This window comes from Candidatus Eisenbacteria bacterium (assembly GCA_035577985.1).
Lineage (GTDB): Bacteria > Desulfobacterota > Binatia > DP-6 > DP-6 > DATJZY01.
Map to the genome: position 1 here is coordinate 1 of DATJZY010000175.1, position 15,643 is coordinate 15,643.

Sequence of the window (15,643 nt, forward strand, 5' to 3'; positions counted from 1 at the left end):
TGGAAGTGCGCTTCCACGGCCTGCCCGCCGGCCTCATGCCGTTCACCGGCATGGTGCGTTTCTACGCGAAGGAGCTGCGGCCGCGCTTCCAGGTCTATGCGTCGCCGGTCAACATCTCTCCCGTGGCGCCCGCCCAGGAGATCTCGACGCCGTCGCGCTTCGCCCCCGAGCTGGCCCGTCTGCTCGGCCCTTTCTACACGCAGGGGATGCCCGAGGACACGAACGCCCTCAAGGACAAGATGTTCACGGACGACGACTACGTGTCACAGGTTGCGCTCGTGCAGAAGGACGAGCAGACGATGCTGGACGTCGCCTTGTCACGCTTCGATCGCGGCGACACGACGTTCGTGTACCTCTCCGACATCGACCTGCAGTGCCACATGCTGTGGCGCCACAAGGATCCCAAGTATCCCGACGCGCCCCCCCACCCGGCTCGTGAGGACGCAGCCGCTCGCGTGCACGCGGACGACATCGAGGGCTATTACCGTCACGTCGATGGCCTGCTGGGTGAGGTGCGCGCCCGCCTGCCCCCAGACGCGCTCCTCGTCGTGATGTCGGACCACGGCTTCCAGCCCTTCACGCGCGAGATCCATCTCGACGCCTGGTTGCGCGACCACGGCTGGCTCGTCTTGAAGGACGGCAAGCAGGTCGGCCGCATCGCCAACGGCGACGTCGACTGGACGAAGACGCGCGCCTACGGGATCGGCTTCAACAGCATCTACCTGAATCTCGCGGGCCGGGAGGCCCAGGGGATCGTCTCCCCGGCGGAAGCCGACGGCGTCATGGCCAGGCTCTCGGACGAGCTCCGTGCGTTCACCGATCCAGCAGACGGCAAGCCCATCGTCCGCCGTGTCATCCGCGGCAAGGACGCGTACCACGGCAGCCGCGTCGCCGAAGCGCCCGACCTGGTCGTCGGCTACGACGTCGGCTACGGCGCATCCGACGAGACGACGCTCGGGGAGGTGACGCCGGAGGTCATCGCCGACAACAGGTCGCGCTGGTCCGGCAACCATCTCATGGATCCCGAGGTCGTGCCCGGGATTCTGCTGTCCAACCGCAAGGTCGTCGGCGAGGGACACAACCTCGTCGACGTGACCGCCACCATTCTCGCCTGGTATGGCCTTCCGCTGAACGAAGGCATGTCCGGCAAGTCCATCTTCTGACCAAGGGAGTCGCCATGTTGGGATTCGGAAAGACGGTATCGGTCAAGATCGACAAGGACCTCCACGCCCGCCTGACGAAAGTCGCGGACGTTGCAGGCTACGCCACGGTCGACGAGTTCGTCGCCCACGTCCTCGAGAAGGAGATGCTCCACTTCGACGACTCGAAGAACGACGACGAGATCCGGGCCAAGCTGAAGGGTCTCGGCTACATCTCCTAGGCCGCGGGCATCCCGATGAACGCTTTCAATGCGGTCGCGAGCACCCTATTCGACGTCGTCCTCGCGCCGTTCGGCCACCGGCAGGCATGGTTCGACCTCCTCGTGTGGCCGATCCTCGCCGGCATCGTGGCGCTCCTCGTGTACAAGAGGGTCAGCAACCAGGCTGGGATCGCCCGTGCCAAGAACGGCATCGTCGTCAACCTCCTCGAGGTGGTCCTGTACCGCGACGACCTCGCGGGCGTGCTCGGCTCGACGGCGCGCGCCCTGGGGCACAACGTGCTCTACCTCGCGCACAACGTGCTGCCCATGTTGGTGATGATCGTGCCGATGACGGCCGTACTGGTGCAGCTGGTGGCGCACTACGCTCTCGCTCCCATTGCGGCGGGCTCGGTCGAGCTGGTCACCGCCCGTCTCGACCCCGCCGTCACGCGCGTGAAGCCCACCGACCTGCGCCTCGAGCTGCCGGACGGCGTGGTTCTCGACGCGCCGCCGGTCCATACGGCGGACGGCGAGGTCGTGTGGCGCGTGCGCGCCGAGAAGGAGGGCGACTACGCGCTGAAGATCCACGCGGGCGACCAGGTGATCGAAAAGGGCCTCGCCGTGGGCGGCACGCCTCGCAAGGTGCCGGTGATGCGTACGAAGAGCTGGGAGGCGCTCCTGTATCCGGCCGAGCCGGGGATGCCCTCGACGTCGGCGCTGTACTCGGTGGACGTCGCCTACCCGGCGCGCGCCCTCACCTTCTTCCCCGATGGAGAGGGCGGCATACTGCTGTGGTTCTTCGCGGCCTCCCTCGCGGCGGGATTTGCGCTCAAGAACCGCTTCGGCGTCACCCTGTAGCCGCCGATCGAGACGACGAGAGATCGACGTGACGAGCATGTTTGGCGAGTTCCTGCGGCGGCGGAAGTACGGGGAGCCCGTGGTCGTCGTCTCCGGCCTGCCGCGCTCCGGCACCTCCATGATGATGAAGATGCTGGAGGCCGGCGGGGTCCCCATCATGACCGACGCGATTCGCCAGGCCGACGTCGACAACCCCAAGGGGTACTACGAATACGAGCGCGTCAAGGATCTCGAGAAGGAGACGGACAAGACGTACGTCCGCGAGGGTCGGGGCAAGGCGCTCAAGGTGATCTCCTTCCTCTTGAAGGAGCTGCCCGACGACAACTTCTACCTGGTCGTCTTCATGCGCCGGCACCTCGACGAGGTGATCGCTTCGCAGAACAAGATGCTCGACCGGCGCGGCGAGAGCTCCATCGACGACAACGAGAGGATGGCCGAGGCCTACCGCAACCACTTGGCGTCGGTGAAGATCCTGGTCCGCAAGCGTCCGAACTTCTCGATGCTCGAGTTCCGCTACGACCAGGCCGTGAAGAACCCGCGCGAGGCCGCGCGCCTCGTGAACGCCTTCCTGGGCGGTCGGCTCGACGAGGCCGCGATGACTGCCGTGGTCGACGCGGAGCTGTACCGCAACCGCAAGACCTAGCAGGCTGCCGAAAAACCGCGCCGTAGCGAGGCGAGCGAGCGCAAAGTGAGACGGGCGCCCGAGGAGCGAGCAGCGGAAACGTAGCCTCTGCGCTACGTTGAGCAGCGAAGCGACGAGGCCGCCCGTCTCGCGCAGCGATCGCTCGCCGCAGTAGGCGGGGTTTTTCGGCAGCCTGCTAGGGTTGGAGCAGCCTGCGCCGCCAGCCTCTCCGGCCGCGCACGTACGCCTCGCGCAGGTGCAGGCGGTGCGCACCGCGCGTCCAGAACTCGATCGAGGCGGGCACGAGCCGAAACCCGCCCCAGCGCGCCGGACGCGGAACGGCGCGTCCACCGAGTTCGTGACGCAGGCGGCGCCAGCGGGCGAGCAGCCAGGCGTGACTCGGCATCGGCTGGCTCTGCAGCGAGACCGATGCGGCGAGCCGGCTGCCACGCGGCCGCGTCGCCCAGTAGGCGTCCGCTTCCGCGGCGGTGACACGCTCGATCCGTCCCTCGACGCGCACCTGCTTGCCGGTCGCGTCCCAGTAGAAGGCGAGCGACGCGCGTGGCCGTGCCGCGAGCTCGCGCCCCTTGCGGCTGTGCGTGTCGGTGAAGAAGACGAACCCGCGCGGCTCGACGCCCTTCAAGAGCACGAAGCGCACCGACGGCGCGCCGCCGCGCCCGACGGTCGCGAGCGCCATGGCGTCGGCGAGCGGCGCGCCCGCGCGGCACGCAGCGGCGTGCCAGCGACCGACTTTGGCGATGGGATCGACGCGCACGCGGGCGGATCATTCCCATGTCGTCGCGCTTTGACAACCGCGAGTCGGCCACGGTACGCGGCGCCCCCATGGGGGGGAGACTCGTCCGCGCGGCGCTCGCGGTCGCGATCGCCGGCGTGACGCAGGCGGCGAAGCTGCCGCCCGACGTCTCCATCGGACGCTTCGAGAGCCCGACGACGACGTTCCCCGTCCAGCCCACCTCGATCTTCGCGCCGGTCGTCGACGCGACGCCGGCGATCGACGTGGAGCGGCTGCGCGGCGCCCTGCCCCCGGTCGCGATCGACGTCCGCAATTCGCCGATCTCCCTCGATGGCGACTGGCGCTTCCGGCTCGAGGATTCCGATTGCACCGCTGACGAGACCGTGTGCCAGGGCATCGTCGAGCAGTGGTTCGCGCCCGGCTACGACGACACTCCCTGGCGCGCGCTCGCGGTGCCCGGCCACTACATGCGGCAGATCCCCGAGGACGAGCTCGGCGGCCGCGGCAGCGCCATGGCCTTTCACTTCGGGTGGTACCGTACGCGCGTCACGGTGCCCGACGACGTCGTCGGGGGCACACGCCGCCTGCGGCTGTTGTTCGAGGCGGTCGACTACCGGGCCGACGTCTGGTGGGACGGGGAGCTGCTCGCCAGCGGCGGCTCGCACCTCGGCACCTTCAACCCGTTCGCCTTCGACCTCCCGCCGACGACGGCCGCGGGCACCCACGTCCTCGCCGTCCGGGTGCAGAAGCCGCTCGATCCGGGCGTGCTCTCCTGCGGCCAGGGCACGGGCGCGGGCACGGATCTCAAGACGGTCCTCGACGGGACGAAGGGCTACTGGGACGGACGCCCGGGCGGCAACAACGACAACTTCGACGCGCCGACCAAGCAGTGGCTCCACACGGGCGGAATCGCGCGCCCGGTCTCGCTCCTCCCGACCGGGCCCGTCCGCATCGACTGGACGTTCGTCACGGCCCGCCCGAAGGGGCGCCGCAGCGCCGACGCGCGCTTCGCGTACACGCTCACCAATCGCTCGGACGTCGATCTGGTCGTCGTCGTGACGACGACCGTCGACGGCCCGGGCGTGAAGCATCGCGGTGGCCGGTCACGGACCGGCGTGGCCGCGCGCGTGTCGCTCCACCCCGGCGCGAACGCGTTCGAGCTGACGGCGCGGCTGCACGGCGTGCGGCCGTGGTTTCCGGCCGGCAATCCCGAGCTGGGCGACCCGGTCGTCTATTCGGCCACGACGACCGTCACCTTCGACGGCCCGAGCGACACGCGCACCGACGGCTTCGGCATCCGCTCGCTCGCGCACTACTCCGACCGCTGCGAGGATCGCTTCGCCGGCGTGCCGACCGACCCCGCGTGCGCCGACGAGTTCGACTACGTCGCGCCGCGTGCGCCGCGTGGGAGCGAGCCCGCGAAGCCCCTCTTCCAGCGCTTCGTCAACGGCGAGCGCATCTACGTGAAGGGGGCCGCCGTCGATCCGAACGCATGGACGGCCGGCGTCGATCGCCCGTTCGCCGAGCGCTACATGCAGCTCCTGCGCGGCATCAACGCGAACCAGATCGGCATGGCGGTCCAGATCGCGCCACCCGTGTTCTACGACGCCGCCGACGCCGCCGGCATCAGCATCGTCCAGGACTTCGAGCTCCAGTGGACCTACAACGACATCGGCTTCGTGTTCGGGTGCCAGCCCGACGGCAGCGCGTTTCCGACCGCGACCGGGCAGACGGCGATCGCCGATCGGGTCGTCGACACGGCGGGCCTCCTCGCCGCCGACATGGTCTACCTCCTCTACAACCACCCGGCGATCGTCCACTGGGTGGCGCACAACGAGCCCGCCTGGGAGCTCGCCGAGGTGCTGGGACCCGTCCTCACGACCGCGCAGGCCCTCGCCACCTTCAACCGCCGCCTCGATCGGCGCGTCGTCGACGTCGTCACGGGCATCGACGCGACCCGGCCGGTGAAGGCCGCCGCCGGCGTCGGCGACTCGCACCAGTACAGCGGCTACCTCCTGTGCTCCTTCTACGATCTGGTCGGGCTCGATCCGACGCGCACCATCTGCCTCGCCGAGTCGACGCGGCCGATCGCGCTGCTCACCGAGTTCGGGAGCCACGTCTGGCCGTTCTCGGCCAAGCGCTGGATGCCGCCCGATCGGCTCTTCCCGCCCGATCGCGAGACGCGCGCCACGACGTTCACCGACGCGAACCCGACGAATCCCACCGAGCTCGTGCCGTGGCTCCGGGAGTGGCTCTTCCACACCAGCACGGTCGCGACGCTCGAAGCGTACGTCGGGAGCGCCGCCGACTACGACCGCTTCCAGGACTTCGCCCTCGCCTCGCAGCTCTACCAGCGGGCGTTCTTGAAGTTCTACATCGAGCACTACCGCAAGGATCGCTACCGCCCCACCGCCGGTCTCCGCTTCTTCCAGTTCCGCGACTACTGGGACCAGGGCTACTTCGGCGTCTACGATCAGTTCGACGTGCCGTCGGCCGCGGCCGCGACCGTGCGCGATGCCTACGCGCCCGTGCTGGTGACGACCGAGGTGCCGAAGCCGGTGTACGCACCCGGCGAGCACGTCGCCCTGCCCGTCTGGGTCGCGAACGACGTGCACCGGCGCCTCCGCGCGACGCTCACGTGGCGGGTCGGGCGCGTGTCCGACGCGTACGTCCTGCGCGGCGTCGTCGATTTTCCCGATCCGCCGTACCAGGACCCGCGCCGGCTGTTCCTCGACGTCCCCGGCACGGCGCCGGTCCAGCCGGTCGTCACGACGGTGCGGCGCGCCGGCGCGACGCCGGTGGGCGAGGCGCTCGCGTCGGGACGTGCCCGCGTCGCGGTCGACGCCGACGGCGGCTCGCCGCCCGAGGGCGCCGCCGTGGTCGTGTTCGATGCGCCCGCAGGTCCGGAGCTCGTACGGTTCTACCTGGTCGAGCTCGAGCTGCGCCGAGGCAAGCGGCTCGTCGCATCGAACGCGCACGTCGTGACGGTGGCCGATCCCACCTGGAATCCGCCGTCGGGCCTCTCCGACGGAACGACGTCCTATGGCGAGGACGCGGGCGAGCTGCCGCTCGCCTTCACGCTCACGGTGCGCGGCCTCGGTGCCGGCGAGACCGCGTCGCTCGTCTCGCCTCAGTACGGCGGCGCGCTCGCGACCGTGGCGTCCGCGACTGCCGACGGCGACGGTACGGCGACGATCGGAGGCCTCGTCCCCGACGAGTACCTCGTGCGGCGCGCGCGCGACGTGGACGTCGCGCACGTGGGGCTCGTCGAGGACACGGCCATCACGATCCCTTCGCTTGGGCGCACGCCGGACGTGGCACGGCCCGGCCGACGAGTAGCGCCGACCGGGCCGTGAGATCAGCCGAGTATCACTTCACGAGGCTGAGGACGTTCGATGGGATGCAACGCAAGGCGCATGCCACGCGACGTCCCCTGCGTGTCCGGCACCTTGCCGAGAGCGTGGTCGATCCGATCTGCTTCGGATCGCGCACCCTGGGTGAATGCACGCAGCCGAAACGTCGCGCGCGAAACGCCCGCTCGTCCGCCGGACACCTAGGAACGTTGTCGCGCTGCCAGGATCGCCTCGTGTGGCACGGGATCCCACCGCGCGGCGCCACGTCGGAACACGCCCGGCAGGCAGATCCGCAGCCACCATGCGAGCCGCATGCGGCCGGGAACCCACACCTCGTGCTTGCGGCGCTCGATGGCGCGGAAGACGGCACGCGAGACGGCGGACGGCGGTAGCTTCTTTCCCTGGAAGGCGGTCGGCTCGTCCGTCTTCTGCCAGATGTCGGTATCGATCGGTCCGACGTGGATGACCGCCGCGTGCACGTTCGAGCCTTCGAGGTCGAGCCACAAGCCCTCCGTCAGACCCGTCAGGCCGAACTTCGACGCGGCGTAGACGGCCTCGCGCGGCGGCGGGAGCTTCCCGGCGACGGACGAGACGTTCACCACCCACCCTTCGCCCTGTCGCAGCATCGCGGGCAACGCGGCGACGATGAGGCGCGCCGGCGCGACGAGGTTCACGCGCAGCGTGTATTCGACGTCGCGCGGCGTCACGTCGAAGAACTGCTTGTGCTTCGGAATACCCGCGTTGTTGACCACGACGTCGAGGCGCCCGAATTCGGCCAGCGTGCGCGCGACCACGTCTTCGACGAAGCCCTCGGCGGCGACGTCGCCCGCGAGGCCGAGGGCCGTCCCGCCCGCGGCGACGCACGCGCGCGCAACGTCCGCGAGCAGCTCGGCGCGGCGCGCCACCAGGACGACCGACGCGCCGCGGGCGGCGAAGTCGAGCGCCACCTGCCGTCCGATGCCTGAGGAGGCGCCGGTGATCACGATCACCCGGCGGCGGTAGTCCACCCCCTGCCCCTCGCAGCAAGGTCCGGGCGGGTCAAGCCGGTCGTGCGCTTTTCACTCGGGCTCGCCGATTTCCCGGGACCGCAGAGCTCGTCGATGATCGGGACGCTGCAGCTCGTCGAGTCGCCGTAGGGGCGGGTCGGGGCCGCGCGGTCGGGGGGCAGGGCTCCGGCTTCGGCTCCGCCGCGCGACGACACACGCAGCACGTCAGGGGTCCGACATTTCGTCGCGCCGCTTCGCAGGCGCCTGCGCCCTGCCCCCCGACCGCGCGACGCTACGCGCGCGCGGCGCTCTCGCGCTGGCGCGTCTTGGTAGGGGAGTGAAGCGTGCGACGCTCGTCGTGCGTCCCACGTATGTCGCGCCGGCTTTGCCGGCCGCGACATGCCGGTCGCGCGGGACCGCACGCTCCACTCGCGCCCCCGGCCCAAGACGGAGTCTTGGGCCGGATCAATACCCTGCGGAGCCGTGGGGGGCGGCGGCGCGGGTGTAGACGAGGAAGGTCCGTTCGAAGGTCATGAAGACGGTGCCGTCCTCCTTCACGCCCTTCGTCTCGACGGTGACGACGCCCTGACCAGGGCGGGTGTCGGAGGGGCGCTTCGAGAGGATCGTCGACTCGGCGTAGATCGTGTCGCCGACGAAGACCGGCGCCGTGAGGCGGACCTTGTCCCAGCCGAGGTTCGAGACCGCGTTGCGGCTCGTCGACGTGACGCTCATTCCCGTGACCATCGCGAGGGTGAGGCAGCTGTTCACGAGCGGCTTCTTCCACTCGGTGTGGCCGGCGAAGTGCGCGTCGAAGTGCAGCGGGTGGGGGTTCATGGTGAGGTTCGTGAACCACACGTTGTCGGCCTCGGTGATCGTGCGCCCCGGACGGTGCTCGATCGTCGTGCCGGGCTCGAAGTCCTCGTAGTAGAGGCCCACGGACTCGCGGAAGCGGTTCTCGCCGACCCTTCGGTAGAGGTCCTTCTGCATGCGCGACTCCTTCGCGCACCGTAACGCGATCGTCAAACTCGCGTCATCGCCGCCGCTTCGCCCTAGCACTTGCGCACCGCGCACGATCGACGCGGCCCGGGCGGCCGTGTATGCATTCTGGCCCGATGTCGTCGACCATCGAGCACCTCGTCTCCGCCGACGGGACGCGCATCGCCTACTCCGTCATCGGCTCGGGACCGGCGCTGCTGGTCCTCCGATCGAACCCGGGACAGCTCGACCTCGATCTCGAAGTGCCGAGCGCGCGGCGGCGGCTCGAGTGGCTCGCCGAGCGCTTCACCGTGGTGCGGACCGACGCACGCGGGACGGGGCTCTCGCAGCGTGGGCCCGTCGAGCAGTCGATCGAGCGCTGGTGCGAGGACTGGGAGGCCATCGTCGAGCACGCCGGCCTCGACCGCTTCGCGATCCTCTCCGGCGGCCCGGCGTCGATCCTTGCGTTGACGCTCGCGCACCGCTGGGGCTCGCGCGTCACGCGCCTGGTGCTCACGACCGCCGTGGCGTCGGGCGCGGACCTCCGCGGACTCCCGGGGGCGACGATCATCGACCGCCTGCAGACGGACTACGCCCTCGCGATCGAGACGCTGGCGAGCACGATCCACGGCTGGTCGAGCAAGGAAGCCCGCCTCGCCGCCCAGGTGCACCGCGCGTCGCGCACGCCCGAGGAGTCCTCCGCCCTCGTGGCGCCGCTCCTCGCGGCCGACGTCTCCGACCTGCTTCCCGAGATCCACGTGCCGACGCTCGTCTGGCATCCGCGCGAGGGCTTCCTGTCGTCGCTCGACACCGCGCGGCGGATCGTCGCGCGGCTGCCGAACGCGCGCCTGCTCCTGCGCTCGGGCAACATCGTGCGGATCAACTACGACACCGACCGCACGGCGCCGGAGGTCGAGCGCTTCCTGTCCTGGGGCGCTACGCGGTTAGTCGCCGATATTTGATGCGGTGCGGTTGCTCGGCCTCGGCGCCGAGCCGCTTCTTCCGGTCGGCCTCGTACTCCTGGTAGTTGCCCTCGAACCAGACGACCCGGCTGTCGCCCTCGAAGGCGAGCATGTGGGTCGCGATGCGGTCGAGGAACCAGCGATCGTGGCTGATCACGACCGCGCAGCCGGCGAACGCGAGGAGCGCCTCTTCGAGCGCGCGCAGCGTGTCGACGTCGAGGTCGTTGGTCGGCTCGTCGAGCAGGAGCAGGTTGCCTCCCGACTTGAGGAGCTTGGCGAGATGCAGGCGATTGCGCTCGCCGCCCGACAGGTCCTTCACCTTCTTCTGCTGGTCGGGGCCCTTGAAGTTGAACGACGCGGCGTAGGCCCGCGAGTTGACCTCGCGCTTGCCGACCATAACGACCTCGTTGCCGCCGTCCGAGATCTCCTCCCACAGCGTGCGCTCGCCTTGCAGCGCGTCGCGGAACTGGTCGACGTACGACATCACGACCGTGTCGCCGATGCGAAGCGTGCCCCCGTCGGGCTTCTCCTGCCCGGTGATCATGCGGAAGAGCGTCGTCTTGCCGGCGCCGTTCGGGCCGATGACGCCGACGATGCCGCCCTTGGGCAGCATGAAGCTGACGTCGTCCATGAGCAGCACGTCGCCGTAGCCCTTGCGGACGCCCTTCGCCTCGATCACGAGGTCGCCGAGCCGCGGGCCCGCGGGAATCGTGATCTGCGCCACGCCCAGGCGCTGCTCCACCGCCTGGTCGGCCTTCAAGAGGTCCTCGTAGTGCGTAACGCGCGCCTTCGACTTCGCCTGGCGCGCGCGCGGCGCCATCCGCACCCATTCGAGCTCGCGGGCGAGCGTGCGCTGCCGCGCGGACTGCTCCTTCTCCTCCTGCGCCAGCCGCTTCTCCTTCTGCTCGAGCCACGAGGAGTAGTTGCCCTCCCAGGGGATGCCCTGCCCGCGATCGAGCTCGAGGATCCAGCCGGCGACGTTGTCGAGGAAGTAGCGGTCGTGCGTGACCGCGACGACCGTGCCCTTGTAGTCGTGGAGGTGCCGCTCGAGCCACGCGACCGACTCGGCGTCCAAGTGGTTCGTGGGCTCGTCGAGCAGCAGCAGATCCGGCTGCCGCAGCAGGACCTGGCAGAGCGCCACGCGCCGGCGCTCGCCGCCCGAGAGCTTCGAGACGTCGGCGTCGGGCGGCGGCAGGCGGAGCGCGTCCATGGCGATCTCGAGCTGGCGATCGAGCTCCCACGCGTTCGCGGCATCGATCCGGTCCTGCAGCCGGGCCTGCTCGGCGAGGCACTTCTCCATCGCCTCGTCGCTCATCGGCTCGCCGAGCTTGGCCGAGACCTCCTCGAACGTCGTGAGCAGCGCCCGCGTCCCGGCGACCGCCTCCTCGACGTGCTGCACGACGTTCTTCTTCGGGTCGAGCACGGGCTCCTGCGCCAGGCATCCGACCGTGTAGCCCTCGCCGAGGAACGCCTCGCCTGCGAAGTCGTGGTCGATGCCCGCCATGATGCGCAGCAGCGTCGACTTGCCGGCGCCGTTGTGGCCGAGCACGCCGATCTTGGCGCCGTAGTAGAACGAGAGCCAGATCCCCTTCAGGATCTCCTTGCCCTGCGCCGTCACCTTGCGCAGGTCCTTCATGGTGTAGATGAACTGCGGCATGACCGGTTAGAGCTACGGGACGGCGGCGTCGCGAGCAAGCAGCCAGCGAACGTCGTGTCCGTGGAAGCCGGTCGTCGCGACGAGGCGCTTCTCGCCCCCGGGCCAGATGGAGAGGTGCACCTCGGCCTGCTCGCCGCCCGGCTCCATGCCGAGCCAGGCGAACGGCGCCTCGCGCGTCGCGCGCGCGCCGGCCGCCCGCAGCGCGGCGAGGACGCGATCGAGGCTCGGCGGATCCAGGTACTGGAGCATGATCGAATGGAACACGACGGTCGCGACGCCCGGCGTGGGACGCGCGAGCACGTTTTCGAGCCAGTCGGCGGCGTTCGCCTGCACGACCGTCGCGGGGACGCGGCGCGCGACGTCGCACGCGGCGCGCAAGCGCGCCAGCCGCTCGATCTGATCCGCCCAGACATACGACAGGAGCGTCGTGCGGCCCTCGTCGGTCGTCGGATCGACCGGCGCCGGATCGCAGCCGGCGCGCTCGGCGACGCGCGCCGCGACGTCGAACGGAAGGCGGCCCGGGCCGAAGCAATCGCGCAGCACGACCGGTGAGGTCGCATCACCCCACGCCCGCCCGTCCGCCTCGTAGCGGAAGCGATCCCAGCGCAGGTTGAGGCCGCCGCTCGTCCCGATCTCGAGGCAGCGCAGCGGCAGCCCCGTCTCCCGTGCGACGGTGAGGAAGCCGCCGACCAGCGCGGCGGCGCGCTGCACCTCGTTCGTCTGCACGCCGCGCGACATGAGCGCACGCAACGTCTCGTTGCGCATGGCGACGAGCGCGTGAAACGCCGTCCAGGCGCGCTCGATGTCGCCGTCGCCGCCGGTCGACGGATAGTGCGCGGCGAGCGCCGGCGCCTCGCCCTCGAGCGCCAGACGGTGCGCGCCGCCCATCAAGCGCAGCGCCATCGCCGAGGCGACGGGCTGATGCGGATAGCCGGCCAGCACGCGCGCGACGGGCCCACCGGCGACGAGGTCGTCCGCGGCGCGTTCGAGGAGCACGGCGTAGAGCGGCGAGCCGAGCTTCCCGCAATAGGCCCCCTGCAGCCGCAGGTACTCGGCGACGTCGGTCACGAACGCCTCACCGTATACAAAGTACCCACGGCGAGGGGTGCATAGCCTATGCGCTACGCCGACGCGACGTGCGGATGTCGCCGCGGGCCGGCGTGGCGACACCTTTGCACCGCTTCCGCCGGGGCCCCTTCGCCGGAGGAGCGGCCGGCGGCCGCGCCGGGCGAGCGGCCTCCGTGGTCCCTGCCTTGCTACCACCTTCCGGATGTCGCTCGCTCACGCCGAGACCGACCGGGGCTCCGCGCCTCGGCCGGTCGGTGTCGTCGCCCTGACGCTGGCGCGGCAGACGGCGTTTCTCGTTCGCCGCGATCCTCGAACCGCGGTCCTGGCGCAGGCGAACGTGGCCACCCGGACCGCCTACAGGTTGCTCGCATGAAGACGCCCATCGGGGCACTGGCTCTCGTTCTCCTCGCGGCGACCGGCGCGTCCGCTGCCCCGCTCGTGCGCCCTGATCCGCACGCCCCACGGGCTCTCGCTCGCGATCGCGCGCAGCGCCTGGTGGTCGACGCCGGCGCGCTCGCCGAGCTGCGCGGCAAGCGCTCGGCCATCCTCGACGACTTCCCGCTCGGTCGCGACGGCACGGCGACGCTCGACGTCCATCGCGTCGAGCCGTTCGGACCCGACACGCGGGTGGAAGAAGTGACGCCGAGCGGCGTGCAGCAGGTGCCGCTCCCCGACGAGGTCTACTTCGCGGGGCAGGTGCGCGGCGACGACGCGTCCCGCGTGCTCCTCATCGCGGCGGCCGACGGCGTGCGCGGCTTCGTCGTGCGCGGCGACCAGACCTATCCCTTCGGACCCGACGCTGCCGGGCACCATCGCGTCTACGCCATGCGCGACGTCGACCCTGCGCAGCATCCGGCCCCGCGCGACTTCTGCGCCAACGATCTCCATCCGGAGCGCCCGGAGCTCTCCGTGCCCGTGCTCCGCAATCGCGCCGTCGTGCCGCTCGTGCCCGTGCACTCGACGACGCTGCTCGAAGCCCAGGTCGCGATCGACACCGATACCGAGCTGCGCTCGAAGTTCGGCAGCCGCAACGCGGAGCTGAGCTACCTGACGTCGCTCCTCGCCGCCGCCAACGTCATCTACGAGCGCGACGTGAACGTGCGCCTGAGGTTCAGCTACGTGCGCATCTGGTCGGGCAGCGATCCGTGGACCGCCACCGACACGGTCGACTCGCTCGACGAGGTGCAGGCCTACTGGCTCAACCCGGGCAACGACATGGACACGGTCGCCGGGGCGCACGACATGGTCCACTTCATCTCCGGCAAGCCCGTGACCGGTGGCGTCGCGTACCTGAGCGCCGTGTGCGACCACACGTACGGCTTCGGGGTCTCGCAGGTGTTCGGCAGCTTCAACGTGTCCGACCCGAACGCCATCTGGGACGTGCTCGTCGTCACGCACGAGCTCGGCCACAACGTCGGCACGCCGCACACACACTGCTACAGCCCGCCGCTCGACCAGTGCTACAACGGCGAGCCCGGCTGCTACAGTGGCCCCGAGAGCGTCCCGCCCGGTGGCGGCACGATCATGAGCTACTGCCACCTCCTGGCGCCGGGCCTGCCGAACGTGAACCTGCTGTTCGGCCCCACCGTCAGCGCGACGATCCGCAGCACGGTCGAGTCCGCGTCGTGCATGACGGCCGCGACCTCGTGCGGCGACGGCACGCTCGATCCGGGCGAGCAGTGCGACGACGGCAACTTCATCTCCGGCGACGGCTGCTCGTCGGCCTGTCAGCTCGAGACGACCTGCGGCAACCACGTGATCGATCCCGGCGAGCAGTGCGACGACGGCAACACCGTCGCCGGCGACGGGTGCTCGGACACCTGTCAGTACGAGACCGTGTGCGGCGACGGCATCAAGGAGGGCATCGAGGAGTGCGACGATGGCAACACCGTCGCCGCCGACGGCTGCTCCCCGACCTGCCACCTCGAGATCTGCGGCAACGCCATCCTCGATCCGGGCGAGACGTGCGACGACGGCAACACCTCGGGCAACGACGGCTGCACGCCCACGTGCCATCACGAGCCGCTGTGCGGCGACGGCGCGCTCGATCCGGGCGAGGAGTGCGACGACGGCAACAAGAAGAGCGACGACGGCTGCGACAAGAGCTGCCACCTGGAGCCCTGCCAGGTCCTGATCCCGCACCAGACGACGTGGGCGCCGGCGAAGATCGTCGCGACCCCGAGCCGCTTCTCGCTGCGCGCGCGCTTCGGCGTCTCGTCGAGCGTCTTCGATCCGGCCACGGTCGCGAACGCGGGCGTGCGGATCATGGTCGACGGCGTCAGCGGCACGCGCGCGGTCGACGTGACGGTCCCGGGCGGCGGCGGATGGAACGCGAACGCGGCGCGTGCCCGCTACCGCAATCCCGGTGGCACCGCAGGCGGGGTGCGCGGAATCGTCATCCGTGGCAAGGAGCAGGGCGTCACCACGATCGACCTCAAGCTGACCAGCCAGGGCGGCGCCGTCCCGAGCCTCGACGACGTCCCGCCCACCGTGACGGTGCTGCTCGGCGGCGACGCGGGCGGTCCCGTCGGCGCCTGCGGCCACTACGCCTTCCCCGGCGCCCTGTGCGTCAAGCGCGGCAAGCGCCTGGTCTGCAAGTAGGGATCCGCCCCAAGACTCCGTCTTGGGGCGGGGGCGAGAGTGTGGCGTGGGCGGCACGCGCGACCGGCCTGTCGCGGCCAGCAAAGCTGGCGCGACATACGAGCCACGCACCCGGAGGTCGCGCGGGGTAGACGTCGTGCGCAGCGTACTGCTGCGACGCCCCGCTTGAGGGCGCCGACGCAGGTTGCGCCCGTCCGCAGTCAGGTCCTGCCGGGCGGCGTGGCGGGCGTGCCAAGCCTGTCGCGCCAGCTTTGCTGGCCGCGACATGCCGGTCGCGCGTACCACGGACGCCACACCCTCGCGTCCCTCCCGACCCAAGACGTAGTCTTGGGTCGGAGTGCTAGATTTTCCGTTCGCGGCCGGCCCAGTAGGGATCGCGGAGCTTGCGCTTGTAGAGCTTGCCGTTGGGGTCGCGCGGCATCTCGGCGACGAAGTCGACCGACTTCG

Annotated in this window: 12 protein-coding genes; 7 read left to right on the forward strand and 5 right to left on the reverse strand. The window is 70.4% G+C overall.

Annotated elements, in window-relative coordinates; translation table 11 throughout:
* The 4 genes from VMS22_24995 to VMS22_25010 all read left to right on the forward strand — a co-directional run.
* Nucleotides 1-1,163 (forward strand): alkaline phosphatase family protein (locus tag VMS22_24995; GenBank protein HXJ37298.1); only part of this gene is annotated, 1,163 nt, incomplete at its 5' end.
* Nucleotides 1,164-1,177: 14 nt separating this feature from the next.
* On the forward strand, nucleotides 1,178-1,381 hold the full coding sequence (locus VMS22_25000) for a hypothetical protein (protein HXJ37299.1): 204 nt from the start codon (nucleotides 1,178-1,180) through the stop codon (nucleotides 1,379-1,381).
* A gap of 15 nt (nucleotides 1,382-1,396) precedes the next feature.
* Entirely contained in the window at nucleotides 1,397-2,218 is an 822-nt protein-coding gene (locus tag VMS22_25005) for a hypothetical protein (protein HXJ37300.1), read from the forward strand.
* 37 nt (nucleotides 2,219-2,255) lie between these two features.
* Nucleotides 2,256-2,861, forward strand: a complete 606-nt coding sequence (locus VMS22_25010; GenBank protein ID HXJ37301.1) for a sulfotransferase domain-containing protein — start codon at nucleotides 2,256-2,258, stop codon at nucleotides 2,859-2,861.
* A gap of 175 nt (nucleotides 2,862-3,036) precedes the next feature.
* Here VMS22_25010 and pdxH read toward each other — a convergent pair whose 3' ends face one another.
* On the reverse strand, nucleotides 3,037-3,615 hold the full coding sequence (pdxH, locus tag VMS22_25015) for a pyridoxamine 5'-phosphate oxidase (protein ID HXJ37302.1): 579 nt from the start codon (nucleotides 3,613-3,615) through the stop codon (nucleotides 3,037-3,039).
* A 68-nt stretch (nucleotides 3,616-3,683) separates the two neighbouring features.
* Between pdxH and VMS22_25020 the strand changes: the two genes are divergently transcribed.
* Nucleotides 3,684-6,950: a hypothetical protein gene (locus tag VMS22_25020; protein ID HXJ37303.1), complete on the forward strand. Its 3,267-nt coding sequence runs from the start codon at nucleotides 3,684-3,686 to the stop codon at nucleotides 6,948-6,950.
* 197 nt (nucleotides 6,951-7,147) lie between these two features.
* On the opposite strand, the gene VMS22_25025 is transcribed toward VMS22_25020, so the two are convergent.
* Nucleotides 7,148-7,954, reverse strand: coding sequence for an SDR family NAD(P)-dependent oxidoreductase (locus VMS22_25025; protein ID HXJ37304.1), 807 nt, complete (start codon nucleotides 7,952-7,954; stop codon nucleotides 7,148-7,150).
* 444 nt (nucleotides 7,955-8,398) lie between these two features.
* The gene (locus VMS22_25030) at nucleotides 8,399-8,920 is read right to left on the reverse strand and encodes a MaoC/PaaZ C-terminal domain-containing protein (GenBank protein ID HXJ37305.1); all 522 of its coding nucleotides are present in this window, start codon (nucleotides 8,918-8,920) and stop codon (nucleotides 8,399-8,401) included.
* A gap of 125 nt (nucleotides 8,921-9,045) precedes the next feature.
* Between VMS22_25030 and VMS22_25035 the strand changes: the two genes are divergently transcribed.
* The gene (locus VMS22_25035) at nucleotides 9,046-9,870 is read left to right on the forward strand and encodes an alpha/beta hydrolase (GenBank protein HXJ37306.1); all 825 of its coding nucleotides are present in this window, start codon (nucleotides 9,046-9,048) and stop codon (nucleotides 9,868-9,870) included.
* Here the strand turns inward: VMS22_25035 and ettA are convergent.
* On the reverse strand, nucleotides 9,845-11,527 hold the full coding sequence (ettA, locus tag VMS22_25040; GenBank protein ID HXJ37307.1) for an energy-dependent translational throttle protein EttA: 1,683 nt from the start codon (nucleotides 11,525-11,527) through the stop codon (nucleotides 9,845-9,847). The two genes, VMS22_25035 and ettA, sit on opposite strands and share 26 nt — an antisense overlap.
* 12 nt (nucleotides 11,528-11,539) lie before the next feature.
* Nucleotides 11,540-12,595: a DUF2332 domain-containing protein gene (locus tag VMS22_25045; protein HXJ37308.1), complete on the reverse strand. Its 1,056-nt coding sequence runs from the start codon at nucleotides 12,593-12,595 to the stop codon at nucleotides 11,540-11,542.
* A 369-nt stretch (nucleotides 12,596-12,964) separates the two neighbouring features.
* On the opposite strand from VMS22_25045, the gene VMS22_25050 reads away from it, so the two are divergent.
* Entirely contained in the window at nucleotides 12,965-15,196 is a 2,232-nt protein-coding gene (locus tag VMS22_25050; GenBank protein HXJ37309.1) for a DUF4215 domain-containing protein, read from the forward strand.
* The last annotated feature ends 447 nt before the right edge of the window (nucleotides 15,197-15,643 follow it).